General features: G+C 36.5%; 13 protein-coding genes. 12 read left to right on the top strand and 1 reads right to left on the bottom strand.

Going from position 1 to position 14,315, the window contains the following annotated elements; translation table 11 throughout:
* Nucleotides 1-370 precede the first annotated feature (370 nt).
* The 9 genes from LMF89_RS17965 (at nt 371) to LMF89_RS17925 (ending at nt 8,761) form a co-directional block, all read left to right on the top strand.
* The gene (locus LMF89_RS17965; RefSeq protein ID WP_229536272.1) at nt 371-1,663 is read left to right on the top strand and encodes an NAD(P)H-dependent oxidoreductase; all 1,293 of its coding nucleotides are present in this window, start codon (nt 371-373) and stop codon (nt 1,661-1,663) included.
* A 191-nt stretch (nt 1,664-1,854) separates the two neighbouring features.
* Nucleotides 1,855-2,817, top strand: coding sequence for a sugar-binding transcriptional regulator (locus tag LMF89_RS17960; RefSeq protein WP_229536271.1), 963 nt, complete (start codon nt 1,855-1,857; stop codon nt 2,815-2,817).
* A 211-nt stretch (nt 2,818-3,028) separates the two neighbouring features.
* Complete coding sequence (locus LMF89_RS17955) at nt 3,029-3,403, top strand: transcriptional regulator GutM (protein ID WP_007960820.1); 375 nt, start codon at nt 3,029-3,031, stop codon at nt 3,401-3,403.
* 101 nt (nt 3,404-3,504) lie between these two features.
* On the top strand, nt 3,505-4,041 hold the full coding sequence (srlA, locus tag LMF89_RS17950; protein WP_007960819.1) for a PTS glucitol/sorbitol transporter subunit IIC: 537 nt from the start codon (nt 3,505-3,507) through the stop codon (nt 4,039-4,041).
* 37 nt (nt 4,042-4,078) lie between these two features.
* Nucleotides 4,079-5,050 (top strand): PTS glucitol/sorbitol transporter subunit IIB, encoded by a 972-nt coding sequence (srlE, locus tag LMF89_RS17945; protein WP_229536270.1) that lies wholly within the window; start codon nt 4,079-4,081, stop codon nt 5,048-5,050.
* A gap of 70 nt (nt 5,051-5,120) precedes the next feature.
* Nucleotides 5,121-5,486, top strand: coding sequence for a PTS glucitol/sorbitol transporter subunit IIA (locus LMF89_RS17940; RefSeq protein ID WP_229536269.1), 366 nt, complete (start codon nt 5,121-5,123; stop codon nt 5,484-5,486).
* A 181-nt stretch (nt 5,487-5,667) separates the two neighbouring features.
* A complete protein-coding gene (locus tag LMF89_RS17935) occupies nt 5,668-7,032 on the top strand; it encodes a sn-glycerol-1-phosphate dehydrogenase (protein WP_229536268.1) in 1,365 nt (454 codons plus the stop codon).
* A gap of 19 nt (nt 7,033-7,051) precedes the next feature.
* Complete coding sequence (locus tag LMF89_RS17930) at nt 7,052-7,873, top strand: HAD-IIA family hydrolase (protein ID WP_229536267.1); 822 nt, start codon at nt 7,052-7,054, stop codon at nt 7,871-7,873.
* Nucleotides 7,874-8,107: 234 nt separating this feature from the next.
* Nucleotides 8,108-8,761: an HAD family hydrolase gene (locus LMF89_RS17925; protein WP_229536266.1), complete on the top strand. Its 654-nt coding sequence runs from the start codon at nt 8,108-8,110 to the stop codon at nt 8,759-8,761.
* 116 nt (nt 8,762-8,877) lie between these two features.
* Here the strand turns inward: LMF89_RS17925 and deoC are convergent, their stop codons facing one another.
* Nucleotides 8,878-9,609 (bottom strand): deoxyribose-phosphate aldolase, encoded by a 732-nt coding sequence (gene deoC, locus LMF89_RS17920; protein ID WP_229536265.1) that lies wholly within the window; start codon nt 9,607-9,609, stop codon nt 8,878-8,880.
* Between the two features lie 215 nt (nt 9,610-9,824).
* Here deoC and LMF89_RS17915 point away from each other — a divergent pair, with 215 nt between their 5' ends.
* From LMF89_RS17915 to LMF89_RS17905, 3 genes are all read left to right on the top strand, one after another.
* Nucleotides 9,825-10,700: a MurR/RpiR family transcriptional regulator gene (locus tag LMF89_RS17915; protein WP_229536264.1), complete on the top strand. Its 876-nt coding sequence runs from the start codon at nt 9,825-9,827 to the stop codon at nt 10,698-10,700.
* A 260-nt stretch (nt 10,701-10,960) separates the two neighbouring features.
* Entirely contained in the window at nt 10,961-13,384 is a 2,424-nt protein-coding gene (locus LMF89_RS17910; protein ID WP_229536263.1) for a glycyl radical protein, read from the top strand.
* Nucleotides 13,384-14,301: a glycyl-radical enzyme activating protein gene (locus LMF89_RS17905; protein WP_229536262.1), complete on the top strand. Its 918-nt coding sequence runs from the start codon at nt 13,384-13,386 to the stop codon at nt 14,299-14,301. Before LMF89_RS17910 ends, LMF89_RS17905 begins: the two co-directional genes overlap by 1 nt.
* The last annotated feature ends 14 nt before the right edge of the window (nt 14,302-14,315 follow it).

The following is a 14,315-nucleotide window of genomic DNA, read 5'->3' as shown; positions in this document are numbered from 1 at the left end:
ATCACCCATTGATGTTTTTCTACACGAAGTGTCGCACTTGAATTGACAATTCATCTTTTAAAAAAGTTTATGATTATATTCTTTGTAATCTTCATATCTTCGCTTTTCAACTAATTAGACTAATCAAATTCTTTAGATTCTAAAGAATTTGATTGGTTTTTTTTATTAACTTTATAATGGTGATGTTATTATCGTTTTAATGAAAAAATAATAACTGAAAAACAATAAAAAATAAATAATAAAAAGCAATAAAAAATAATTGACTATTCTAAAAAATGAAAGTATACTAAACGTAAACATAGGTAAAGGCTCTGAACAAATGTAAAGATAGGAAAGATCTTGTGAATAAATAAATTAGGAGGACGAGTGAATGTTGGGATTAAATTACAAATTAGAAGAACTAGAAAAGAACGGTAAGAGTATATTGACAGGTATTATTGGAGCGGGTCAGATGGGAAAAGGTATGATCAGCCAGATGACCCTGATGAAAGGCATGACGCCGGCAGTAGTTGTGGATATTAATATAGAGAATGCAAAAAAAGCATTTTTGCATGCAGGAGTTGATGAAGGAAATATTAAATATGCTAAGACCGCTGCCGAAGCAGATGCGTTTATTAAAGATGGCAAGTCTGTTATTGCAGATCATAGTGATGTTGCTACCAAATCGGAAGTCATTCAAGTTGTTATTGATGCAACAGGAGTGACAGAAGTAGGAGCAAAAATTGCTTTAGATACGATACTTGGCAAGAAACATATTGTAATGCTGAATGCAGAAGCGGATGTTGTGATTGGACCCATTCTAAAGAAATTTGCTGATGCGGCGGGTGTTATTTATACAGGGGCTGCTGGAGATGAACCAGGGGCAGTGAAAGAATTATATGACTTTGCAGTAGCTTCAGGTTTTGAAGTTAGAGTGATCGGAAAAGGTAAAAATAACGTACTGGATTTTGATTGTAACCCAGATACCGTTTTGGAAGAAGCTACCAGAAGAGGTGTTAGCCCTCACATGCTGGCATCGTTTAAAGAAGGAACGAAAACAATGGTTGAGCTAGCATGTATGTCTAATGCTACGGGTTACATTTGTGATGTAAGAGGGGGGCATGGCATCAGCGGTGAGGTAAAAGATCTGCCACAATTACTTAGCTTAAAAGAAGAAAATGGAGTATTAAATCAGTATGGCGTTGTAGATTTCGTGAATGGCATTGCTCCTGGAGTATTTGTAATTGTGACAAGTAAACTGCCTGAAGTAAGAGCCGAAATGGAATATGTAAGTATGGGGAAAGGACCTAACTATATATTGTATCGTCCCTACCATTTGTGCAGCTTAGAAACTCCTTTATCAGCAGCCAAAGCTGTATTGGATCATCAAGCCACGATTGCACCGATGGGAGGTTTGGTATCAGAAGTGATAACCGTTGCTAAAAAGGATCTAAAGGCAGGCGATTACTTAGATGGTATTGGTGGATATACAGTCTATGGAACGATTGAAAGATATGAAATAGCCAAAGAAATGAACGCTTTGCCTGTTGGTCTAGTCAACAAAGATACAATCTTAAAACAAGATGTTAAGAAAGGCGATCTTATTACCTATGACATGGTGCAGCTGCGCGAGGATTCTTTCATTCTCCAAATGAGAAGGCTTCAAGATAAATTATTTGCGTAAGAAATTCATCTATTGTTAATTTATTTTAAATATATGGATATTGCTCTCCAGGAAAAAAATATTCGTTAGTATCAATTATCATTAGCATACCCAAGAATTGAAGAAGTTTTTATTGTCAATTTGTGGCTAATACTATATTATTTTTGTGAACTGGATAAATATACTAACAACATAATTGGGGGGGAGCAAATATGCAAAAGATAGTAGATGATAGTCGTTTAATTGTAAAATGTTGTAAATTGTATTACGAAGAGTACTATACGCAAAATGAAATTAGTAAGATCTTAGGGGTTTCAAGGCCAACAATTTCAAGATTATTAAAAGAGGGACGAGATTTAGGTATTGTAAAGATTGAGATTATTAACCCTTTTGAACGTGATTTTGAGGAACTAGAGAGACGAACTGAAAAGCGGTTTCAGATTAGAGAAGTGCTCATCATTGAAGATGAGGCTGATGAAGTAATGCAAAAAAGACAACTGGCAAAAGCTGCTGCCAAATATTTGCGGAGGATTGTAAAAGATGGCGATACCCTTGGAATTTCAATGGGAACCACTCTTAAGGCAATTGCAGAACATATCAATAATAACGAAAAACGCAAATTAACTTTCATTCCTTTGATTGGAGGGGTAGGGCAATCTGAAATCGATATTCATCCTAATGATATTGTTATGGGATTCGCACAAGCTTTTGGTGGAAATTTTAAATTGCTGCATGCACCTGCTGTAGTCAGTAACGAAAATATAAAAAAAGAACTGCTGAAAGAGCAGAGCATTAAAGAGGTTATTGATCATTCTAAATTATGTAATATCGGCATTGTAGGAATTGGTTCGCCCACAGACATGGGTTCAACTATGATGACTTCAGGATATTTTAATGAAGATGATACGAAAGAATTCGCCGAGTTAGGTGTAGTAGGAGATATTTGCCTGCAATTTTATGATATAAATGGCAATGCAGATCAATTTGACTTTAACAAGCGAGTAGTAGGAATTAATTTAACAGATTTGAAAAAAATTGATACAGTGATTGGCGTTGCTTGTGGCGAAAAAAAAGTGAATGCGATTATTGGTGCTTTGAATAGTAAAATTATCGATGTTTTAATTACGAACTATAGTAATGCAGTGGCTATTAATAATTATAAAAATAATAAATAAGAAGGACTAAAACGGTCTATGTGGAGGTTTAGTTTGTTTCAAGGGAGAATTTTCATCATTTTTCAAGTGGGCTAACAGAAGAATTCAAGTGTAATAAAGAAATAATTTAATGATGAAATTCCATTTTCCCTTGAATTATTATTTGAAAAGTTCGAATTGTCCAATAAAAGAAACCGACTACAATCGTTTAATGAGTAAGAGGAGGAAAAGCATGGAGAAATTACTACTGGTTGCCTTCTTGTTTTATGTCCTGCAAATGATTTTAACGTATTTTCAAGTAAAAGATTTTCGAAGTAATGTTAATGAACTAAGAAAGAAAGGAGTTATTGGCATCGGGTCAAAAAAAAGGAAGTTGTCTGCTGGTACGATTGTTATTCTTGTCAGCAATGAATTCGGAGATATTATAGAAGGCCGAATGATGCAAGGGTTTAGTATCTTAGCCAGATTCAAGAACCTTAAAGATCTTAATGGATTTAATGTCGGGGAATTAAAGGAAAGAATGCTGAGAGAAAGCAGTAAAGATACAGCAACGCTGGATGCACTAAAGCAGATTGAAAATCAATTAGTAAAGCTTGAAGCTATGTAATTGATTGCCTATATGAAGCTATACAAAGGAAGGGGGCGGTTAGATAAATTGTTTAGATGGGGAAAATTGTACGAGGAAAAAGTAAAGGGAGGTAAAATTTCATGCTGGTATTAGCACACTTAGCTCAAAGTTTCATTGCACTATTTCAAAAAGGTGGAGAAGTTTTTGTAGGCTTAGTTACGGGGATTCTTCCGACACTGATTGTTCTGATTACAGCGGTAAATTCATTGATTGGTTTAATTGGTGAAGAACGAGTCAATAAGATTGCCAAGGCTGCCACGAAAAATATTATTTTACGTTACACGATATTTCCCATTATGGCTGTATTTTTTCTAACCAATCCAATTTGCTACAGTTTTGGCAGGTTTTTGCCAGAAAAGTATAAACCGGCTTTCATGGATGCGTCCATATCTTTTGTACATCCGATTACTGGTTTGTTCCCACATGCCAATGCTGCTGAATTATTTGTATGGGTAGGTATTTCGAGCGGTATCACAGCTTTAGGTCTTCCTTTAGGTGAGTTGGCAGTTCGCTATTTTATTACCGGTGTGATTGTAATCTTAATTAGAGGTATTTTAACGGAAAGAATGACCATTTATATGATGAATCGCAAAAATAATCAGACTTTAGGGGCATAAGTGGACGAAGAGTAATGATATAGGAGGCGGGATTGTTATGAGTAATGCTGTTCGAATTGAGAAAGGTCCAGGTGGCTTTGGTGGTCCTTTGATTATAAGAACCACAGAAACAAGAAATAAAGTAGTATGTATTACCGGTGGTGATATACATCCTGTAGCAGTTAAACTTGCAGAGATGCTGGGTGCAGAGCTGGTAAACGGTTTTAAAACAGGGGTTCCTGATGATCAAATTGCTGTAGCTGTTGTCGATTGCGGCGGTACTGCGCGCTGTGGTGTGTATCCGAAGAAAAAAATTTTTACTGTAAATGTATTGCCTGTAGGAAAGTCCGGACCCCTGGCTCAGTTTATTACAGAAGAAATTTATGTATCTGGTGTCAAGGAATCATGCCTAAGTTTATTTGAAGGAGAATACATTCCTCCCGATCCTTCAATTGCACAGGCAGCTGCGCAGCAAAAAACTCAGGCAGCCCCGGCGGAAAAAGGAAATATCCTTGCTCGATTTGGTAAAGCTGTTGGTGGTATAGTAGGTATTTTCTTTCAATCCGGGCGTCATACCATTAATACAGTTATGACCAGTATACTGCCCTTTATGGCTTTTGTAAGTATGATTATTGGTATCATTTTGCAGTCTGGTCTGGGAAATATTGTTGCAAATGTAGTTTCTCCTTACGCTGGGAGTCTTCCTGGATTATTGATTATATCCGTAATATGTTCCCTGCCAGTGCTGTCGCCAATGTTAGGGCCAGGTGCAGTTATTGCTCAGGTAGTGGGTGTTTTGATTGGTGTTGAAATTGGTGCAGGTCATATTCCTCCGCAGTTTGCTCTGCCAGCCTTATTTGCGATCAATCCCCAGGTTGGCTGCGACTTCTTGCCAGTGGGCTTGAGCTTGGGTGAGGCAGAACCAGAAACTATCGAACTTGGCGTGCCTGTTATTCTCATGTCAAGATTGGTGACAGGTCCTTTATCAGTAGTGATTGCTTATTTCATGGGCGTAGGATTATTTAGCTAAACGTAGAGAAATATAGCTTCTCATATGGTTGTTTCCCGAGGATACACATTACGAAATGAGAGGGAAGTGAATGATGAAATATGAAGTTGTAGTGACGAGCATAGGAGATATGGCTACCGAATTAATGGAATCTACTGGAGATCTTATTATTTTCGATACATGTCCTTTAGATGGTTTAGAAGAAATTTCAATTATGCATACAACGGGAGAAATTAAAAGACCAATTCAAGTTGGCGATAGAGTAACCTTTGGAAAAGCACAGTATACGATTACGGCTATCGGGGATGAGGCACTTAAAACGCTAGAGGAATTGGGACACTGCACATTTAAATTCACTGGCAGCGATACAGTCGAACTGCCAGGGCAGATTGAATTAAGGGGCGAAGGTCATCCAGAGATCTCTCTGAATGATATTATTCGAATCGAAGGCAATTAAAAAAGTAAGAAAATTGCTATTTGTCTCCTTAAAGAACAAATAGCAATTTTTTTAACACGATGTGCTAGTCCGCAGTAAGATTCGTAAAATACGGTTTATAACCTTAAGAAATAAATAGGAATTAGAAAAATCCCCAAAAATAAGTTTTCTTTATAAAAATATGAAATAGGATGTGATGGCAATGAAATTGACATTGGATACGATCGGTAGATTAGAAAGTAATGATTTTTTAAACGCCAAATTGGAATGCCAATGTGGAAAACCACATAGTATCAATATTGATAAAGTGATTATCGGAAAGGACGCTCTTAATCAAGTGCCTGATGTGGTAAGAATATTAGGTGCGAAAAAAGTGTTGCTTGTTGCAGATACAAATACTTACGAAGTAGCTGGCAAGAAGGTAGCTTCATTGCTGGCAGAAAATCATTTGTCTTATAAGTCTTATGTGTATAAAGTGACTCGAGATTTAGTGCCAGATGAAGAGGCTGTTGGAAAATTGCTGCTGCAAATCGAAAAAAATACAGATCTTATTGTTACGGTGGGAGCGGGAACTTTGAATGATATTGTAAAATTCATCAGCCGCAGAACCAATATTCCGTCTATCGTGGTAGCGACTGCACCTTCTATGGATGGATATGCTTCTGACAGCTCCGCGTTAATTATTGATAATCTAAAAACGAGTGTGGAATCTTCCTATCCTAAAGTTATTATTGGTGACACTGAGATTTTAAAGAAAGCACCCATGCGGATGATCTTAGCAGGTCTTGGGGATATGATCGGAAAATATTCTGCACTAAGCGATTGGCAAGTAAGCCGCATCGTAAATAAAGAGTATTATTGTGATGTCACTGCTAGAATTTCAAGCGATGCTATTAAAAAATGTGTTGATAATATTGATGGTGTTAAGAATCGAGAGGATATTGCAATTGAAAATGTTATGGATGGTTTAGTTCGCACAGGAATTGCGATGAGTTTTGTGGGAAATTCTCGTCCGGCATCGGGGGCGGAACATCATATTTCTCACTTTTGGGAAATGAAGTTCTTATTTGAAGGTAAAGAAGCTTTGCTGCATGGTACGAAGGTAGGCTTAACTAGTATTATTGTAGCCAGATTGTATGAATTGTTAGTAGAAAAGCAAGTCGATTTTGAAGAAGCTGTGGCCAAGGCTCGTATTTTTGATGAAAAAGCGTGGAGAAAATCGATATGTGAACTTTATGGAAAGGCTGCACCTGGCATTTTGTCTATGAGCGAAAAGGATGGTAGAAATTCCATAGAAGCAAGAATTTCTAGAATTGAAGTAATCAAGGAAAATTTCCTGCAGATTATTGAAATTGCCAAGGAGGCAGAAAGAGCAAACCGAGTTGAAAGCTTAATGAAGAGTGCTGGAGCACCCATTAAGCCGGAGGAAGTTGGTGTTGACCAAAGAACGGTGCTGGATAGCGTTTTGGTAGCAAAAGAAGTACGTCCGCGTTATACCATTCTTAACTTATTATCGGACTTGGGACTATTAGAAGAGTTCACCAACGATATTAAAAAATATATCTAAATAGGAAGGAGTCATGTTGATGGAGCCAGTAATAAATACGACACAGCAGCAAGAGATATTAAGAAAAATCAAATGTTTCGTTATGGATTTAGATGGCACTGTATATTTGGGGAAACGAATTTTAGACGGTGCTATAGACTTTTTGCACACGTTGGAAAAGAATAAAATAAAATTTAAATTTTTTACGAACAACTCTTCCAAGAATACCAAGGTATACGTGGACCGTATTCGTAATATGGGGTACCACGTAGAAGAAGATATGATGCTTATTTCCAATCATGTTATTATCAATTATCTGAAAAAACATGCGGCAGATCAAACTGTCTTTGTACTGGGTAATGAATATCTGCAAAATGATTTTAAGGAAGCTGGGATCTTATTAGTAGATGAGAATCCGGATATTGTGGTAGTCGGCTTTGATACTTCTCTGGCGTATGATAATCTAACAAAAGCATGTACCTTTATTCGAAATGGAGCGAGGTTCTTAGCTGTTAATCCTGATTTTAATTGTCCGATAGAAGGTGGATATATTCCAGACTGCGGAGCAATATGCGCATTGATTACGGCATCTACTGGTGTTAAACCTGAGTATTTTGGTAAGCCTACAGCTCATACGCTGCAGTATATATTAGAGAATACTGGCTGCAAAGAAGAGGAGATTGCGATTGTTGGAGATCGACTATATACAGATATTGCTCTTGGAAAAGGAAATAATGTGACAACGATTCTAGTACTGTCTGGCGAAAGTCAATTAGTGGACATTCCAGGGAGTGAGGTAAAGCCTACTCTTGTATTCCCTTCATTAAAGCAAGTGAAGGAAGCATTAGAAGAAACTTGTTAAAGTGTTCATACGTTTCTTTAAGGAGAATGTTGAAATACAGAGTACGCAAAGAACACAAAGATAAGTTGAAAATAGACTCCTTTGTGTCCTTTGCGTCTTTGTGGTTCAAGACGGCTACGGTTTTGCTATTGTTGTTTTATGAATGTTTCATGTTAATAATCCATAATATTTAATGTATCAGGAAATTACCTCTATTGAAAACCATGGCAGAATTCAGGAGAAAGGTGATTATCAATGAGCAGATATAAAGGGATTATCTTTGATTTGGATGGCACTTTACTGGATACTCTGAGTGATATTGCCAATAGTGTGAATGAAGTTCTTGCCAGCTATGGGTATCCTACACATACAAAAGAAGAGTATCGAACCAAAATTGGTAAAGGTTTTCGCAACCTGATTGAACAAAGTATGCCGGAGGATACAGAACCGGCAATCATTGAGGAAGGGTTAGGGAAATTTATCAAAGCTTATCATGAAAACTACAAGAAGGAAACAAAACCATATGGCGGAATAGTTTCTTTGTTGAAAGCGCTCAATAATAAGGGGATACCAATAGCCGTAAATTCCAACAAGCGTAATGATTATACCAATAATCTACTGCGCTATCTGTTTCCTGATATTGTTTTCAGTGCTATTTATGGCGAGCGTTCCGGCTTTGCTAAAAAACCCGATCCGCAAGCTGCCTTAGAAATTGCCAAGCAAATGCAGCTTGATCCCAAAGAAGTATTATATATCGGTGATTCTAAAACAGATATGATTACAGCGCAAAATGCTGGTATGGATAGTATCGGCGTGTTGTGGGGGTTTCGCGATGAAGCAGAATTAAGACATCATAATGCCACTTACGTCGTAAAGCGACCACAAGGCATTTATAATATTATATTTTAGGGATCGGCTGCGAATTCTACGCAATTGGAACTTCCTCATGGCACAAAGTAAGCAACTAGGGCTGCCTCACTACGATTTTTTAATCGTAGCGAGGCAGCCCCTTATATTGGGAGTATTTAATACGTTTCTTGACTTGCTGTTTCTGTACTATCTCCTAATACAACAGGTGTTGACTTATAGCCAACGCCCATTCTATCAATCCCCATATCAATTAGCTGTAAAAAATGTTCCCGCGTACGGATGCATCCACTACCTTTTATTTTAATCCTCCCTTGGCAGGTATCCATCATTACCTGAATGATTTCTGGTGTCGCACCGTGTGCTTCAAATCCCGCTAGGAACCCAGTACTTGTTTTGACAAAATCAGCTTTTGCTGCAATGGCACATTCGCAGGATTGTTTCACCTCATCCGCAGTCAATGCATCGGTTTCGAAAATTACTTTCACTGCAGTACCGTACTTATGGCAGACATCAACAACCGCTTTTATATCCGCTGTTACATCATCCCATTTTCCGCTGCGAATCCAACCGTAGTTTGCGACGATATCTAGTTCATATATATCGCCACGTTTGCAGTATTCTTCTGCCTGCATGGCTTTAGATGCTGTCGTACTCAGTCCAAAGGGAAAATCACAAACAACACAAATTTTCGTATCCGTACCTTTGGTTAATTCAGCCGCAAGATCCAATGAAGCTGGATTAATACAAACTGTAGCGCATCGGTAATTTATGCCTTCCTGAATATATTTTTTAATTTCTAATTCCGTAAATTCTGGTTTCAAGACTGATTGGTCAATATAACGGGATAATTCCTCTGCTGTCATTTCAATTGCTTTTTTATGTTTCATTTCTTTTACACCTATATTTTCGCATTTATTATTAGTAATAGGTGCCCTCCTTGATTAATATTATAATGTATTTTTTCTACAAAAACAATATAAAAATAGTATTAATACTACATAATTGAATTTGATTTTGTATTACTACTAATGTATAATGCTAATTATTGGTTATACTTTTATTTAATATTGGGATTCATAGTCATTCTGAAAGGGGCTATAGTGTGAATAGTGAAAGAACATTTGAAGATAAAATCAAAACAGTTTATAATCATTTAAGTAAATCAGAAAAAAAAGTAGCCGACTATGTTTTGGAGCATGGTCATGAAGTTACAAGACTCCCCCTTACCGATTTAGCTCAAAAGTCTCAAGTAAGCGAACCAACAGTAGTACGGTTTACTAAACGTGTTGGGTTTTCTGGTTATAGTGATTTGAAGCTTAGTATTATGAAAGATTGGGGAAAGAAGACAGTTATCCAAGATAATAATGTCTCTCTCTTAATTGATCTACATGTTAACAAAGATGACAAATTAGAAGATATTCCTGGAAAAATGATTCACATAACGATGAAAGCACTTCAAGATACTTTAAGAATTATTGATATTAGCGAATATCTAAAAGCTGTTAAATCCTTGAGCGAGGCTAATATTATCGATATTTATGGCGTTGGAAATTCTGGCAGCATTACAAATGATTTAATGAATAAGCTGATGAGGATTGGTTTAAATGCACGAGCATTTAATGATAATCATTTACAACAAATCAGCGCAACTCATCTAACAAAAGATGATGTAGCCATTGCCATTTCTCACTCAGGTAGTACCAAAGATGTTATTGATACGTTGAAAATTGCAAAAGAAAATGGGGCTAGAACAATAGCCTTATCTAATTATAAAGCATCTGAAATATCAAAATATGCTGATATTCAATTGTTTACAGGTGATTTTGAAACTACATTTTATAGTGAAACAATGGTTTCACGTATTTCTCAGTTAGCGATAGTTGACATGCTATATATGGGGCTGCTTCTTAGTGATTATAGTAAGTATACTAACCGCTTAGATAAAATAAATTTATTAGTTGAAAAGAAAAATTATTAACAGAAGATTTCATCGAATTAAAGCAATTCTATAAAGGGGGCTGTGTGATGCAAAGTAACTTGTTCATCATGCAGTCCTCTTTTTTTATAGTAAAGCTGATAAAAAGAAATAAAACTACTTTTAAATATTTACAAAGTAGTAAAACTACCATATAATAAAATTGAAAGATTCGATTCATCGGTCAAAAACTTACAAAGCAGTAAGTTAATGGTCTTAATCTGATGGCATATTTTATGAAAAAAAGAAAGGAGATGCCCAAAATGAAACCTTTTTTAGACTTCGTTCCACAAATGAATGATATTGATTTAAAGAGAATAGCAAGAATGCAGAAAAAAATGGAAAAACGCCAGGCGAGTATTTGTAGCGAAAGAGCCTTATTGATAACAGAATCGTTTCAATCAACAGAAGGCGAAGACTATGTTTTACGCAAGGCAAAAGCTTTTGCACATATTTTAAAACATATGTCTATCTACATTGAAAATGATAGTTTAATCTTTGGCAATCAGGCAAACTGTAATTTTGCAGCACCGATTTTCCCTGAATATTCAATCAACTGGATTATTGATGAATTGGATGAATTCCACCAACGAAGTGGTGATGTATTTCAAATTTCAGAAAAAGTAAAAAAAGATTTGTCAGGTATTGCGTCTTACTGGCGGAATAATACCCATCAGGATGAGGTATTTAGAAATACACCTGAAACTATTGTTTTATCAGAAAAACAGGGCGTACTTCATCGAGGCGGTATATCAATGTCCGGTGATGGACATATTGTGCCAAAGCATGAATTAATTCTAGAAAAAGGGTTTAGAGCTATTATACGGGATGCACAGCAAAAGCTGAATGAAACCATTGATCATGAAGCGCAGATCTTTTATCAATCCGTTATTATCACTCTAGAAGGCGCGTTAGTTTACATTAAACGATTTTCTCAACTTGCCTATCAGATGGCTGAAGGCGAAAAAGACGAAAAACGTAAAGCGGAACTATGGAAGATTGGAAAAATGTGCGAAACTTTAATGGAGCGCCCTGTACAGAACTTCTATGAGGGCTGTGAAGTTTGCTACCTGGTACATGTTCTCCAAATGCTTGAAAGCAATGGTCATTCTTTCTGCTATGGAAGATTTGATCAATATATGATTGATTTATATCATAGCGATATTCAAAATGGTATTTTAACCAAAGAAAAAGCTTTAGAAATCATCACGCATATGTTTCTGATGAATAGTAGTCATAATAAAGTAAGGCCATATGGTCATACCAAATTTTCTCAAGGGTATCCTCTTTATTCCAATCTTATGATCGGTGGGAGAAAGCCAGATGGAGCAGATGGAAGCAATGAATTGTCTTATCTTTGTATAGAAGCAATGAATCTTACGTCAATGGCTGAGCCTAATTTTTCTATGCGGTATAATCAAGATACTCCTGCTGATTTATTAAAATTAGCAGCAAAACTAATTCGTACTGGTTGTGGAATGCCCTCTATGTTTAATGATGAGGTAGCTGTGCGAGGTCTAATGGATTTAGGGATTCCTAAAGAAGATGCATTGGACTATTGCGCAATAGGTTGCGTTGAAACTGGAGTTCCGGGAAAATATGGACATCGAGCAACAGGTATGACATATGTAAACTGGGGTAAAGTGCTGGAGCTTGTTTTAAATAACGGAAAAGATCCAAATTCAGGGATTCAGCTTATCAGTCTTAATGGAAGAACCGATCGTGAGATTAATTATGAATCATATGATGAAGTTTGGGATGCCTGGGAAAAATTGCTCAAATATTATTCGGATCTGGCTGTGGAATGTGATGCAATTTGTGATCGTTCTTTGGCAAAATATGATGCCTCTCCTTTTGCATCCTGCTTTATTGATAATTGTATGGAATTAGGTAAAACTCTCAAAAATGGTGGATGTAAGTATGATGTAATTTCTCAATCGAATATAGGACCTTGTGTAGTGGGAAATTCTCTTGCCGCTATTAAAAAATTAATTTTTGATGAGCAAAAGATTACCTGGGAGCAATTGCTGTCTGCTATAAATAATAATTGGCAAGGTAGAGAAGCGTCATATATCCATAAATTAGTTAAAAATGCGCCTAAATTCGGAAATGATGATGATTATGTAGACTACATTGTGAAAGATGTTTTTGATTCCTATTTGAAACTCTTACCAGCTTATAAAACAGAACGTACGGGAAAAGGACCTGAAATAAGCTGTTATACGATGTCTACGAGCAATATCACGTCGTATGTCCCCAATGGATTGGATGTTGGATCAACTCCAGATGGGCGAACCGCAAAAAGCCCATTAAATGAAGGATGTTCACCTACACAGGGAACAGATATGCGTGGACCGACAGCTGTAATTAATTCTGTAGCGAAATTACCCAATTCTAAAGTTGCTGCTGGGCAATTGTTAAATATGAGATTTTCTCCAGGCTCTTTAGCTGGAGATGAGAACTTAAATAAATTTGTAAATTTTCTTCAGGCGTGTATTTTAAAAGGAATTTACCATAACCAATTTAATGTCGTTGATTCCAAAACTCTTTTAGATGCGAAAGAGCACCCGGAAAACTATACTGATTTAATTGTAAGAGTCGCTGGATATTGCGCGCAGTTTGTTGCCTTAATGCCTGAAGCACAAAATGCAATTATTGCCCGTACAGAAAACGAGTGGTGTATGTGATGAGTGATGAAAAAAAAGGATATATTTCAACAATACAGCTTTATTCAACGAAGGATGGACCAGGAATACGTAGTACAGTATTTTTTATGGGATGCAATTTGAAATGCAAATGGTGTTCAAATCCAGAGTTGCTCACTCCAGACGTAAAATATATGCATTTTGAACATAAATGCATACATTGTGGCGCTTGTGTTGAAATTGCATCTAATCATTCCATAACATTTGCTGAAAAGGGATGCCGAATTGATCGTCAAATGTGCAGCAATTTAGCAGAATGCGCTGAGATCTGTCCGCAGAACGCATATGAAAAGATTGGTTTTGAGATATCATCAGAGGAATTGGTACACAAACTAATGCGTGATAAAGAGTTTTATAGCGTTTCTAATGGTGGAGTGACGTTTTCTGGCGGCGATTCAATCTTACAGGGTGATTTTATTGTTGATGTTGCCCAACGTCTCCATGCACAAGGCATTCATATTGCACTCGATACAGCAGGGAATCTTTGTTGGGAAAAAATGAAGGTTATTGTAGAACATGTGGATATGGTGCTATATGATATTAAAGCATATGCAGGAGAAATTCACAAAATTTGCACAGCCGTTGATAATACATTGATTTTAAGTAATATAAAGCACATTTCTAAAATGAATAAAGATATTATTATCAGAATGATCATTGTACCAGGATTTAATGATGATATGGATGATGTCTATCAACGCATAGTATTTATTAAAAGTTTGGGACCAAGCGTGAAAAGAGTGGATATTTTAGAATACCATAATCTTGGAAGCGGCAAGTATGCAAGATTAGGGATAGAAAATCCGATACAGCAAATTATTTGTAATAATTACTCATTATTAGAAAAAGTAAAAAAAATGGCATGTGAACTCGGCTTGAATGCAGCGATTCTTCAATAACTAGATAGAATGAA

The organism is Pelosinus baikalensis (assembly GCF_020819555.1).
GTDB classification, from domain to species: Bacteria; Bacillota; Negativicutes; order DSM-13327; family DSM-13327; genus Pelosinus; species Pelosinus baikalensis.
This window is presented reverse-complemented; position numbering and strand designations above follow the sequence as displayed.

Coding starts and splice junctions, on each gene's coding strand:
- srlA (WP_007960819.1), top strand. CDS start 3,505: ATGCTGGTATTAGCACACTTAGCTCAAAGTTTCATTGCACTATTTCAA.
- LMF89_RS17965 (WP_229536272.1), top strand. CDS start 371: ATGTTGGGATTAAATTACAAATTAGAAGAACTAGAAAAGAACGGTAAG.
- LMF89_RS17925 (WP_229536266.1), top strand. CDS start 8,108: ATGAGCAGATATAAAGGGATTATCTTTGATTTGGATGGCACTTTACTG.
- LMF89_RS17930 (WP_229536267.1), top strand. CDS start 7,052: ATGGAGCCAGTAATAAATACGACACAGCAGCAAGAGATATTAAGAAAA.
- LMF89_RS17955 (WP_007960820.1), top strand. CDS start 3,029: ATGGAGAAATTACTACTGGTTGCCTTCTTGTTTTATGTCCTGCAAATG.
- LMF89_RS17960 (WP_229536271.1), top strand. CDS start 1,855: ATGCAAAAGATAGTAGATGATAGTCGTTTAATTGTAAAATGTTGTAAA.
- deoC (WP_229536265.1), bottom strand. CDS start 9,609: ATGAAACATAAAAAAGCAATTGAAATGACAGCAGAGGAATTATCCCGT.
- LMF89_RS17910 (WP_229536263.1), top strand. CDS start 10,961: ATGAAACCTTTTTTAGACTTCGTTCCACAAATGAATGATATTGATTTA.
- LMF89_RS17940 (WP_229536269.1), top strand. CDS start 5,121: ATGATGAAATATGAAGTTGTAGTGACGAGCATAGGAGATATGGCTACC.
- LMF89_RS17905 (WP_229536262.1), top strand. CDS start 13,384: ATGAGTGATGAAAAAAAAGGATATATTTCAACAATACAGCTTTATTCA.
- LMF89_RS17935 (WP_229536268.1), top strand. CDS start 5,668: ATGAAATTGACATTGGATACGATCGGTAGATTAGAAAGTAATGATTTT.
- srlE (WP_229536270.1), top strand. CDS start 4,079: ATGAGTAATGCTGTTCGAATTGAGAAAGGTCCAGGTGGCTTTGGTGGT.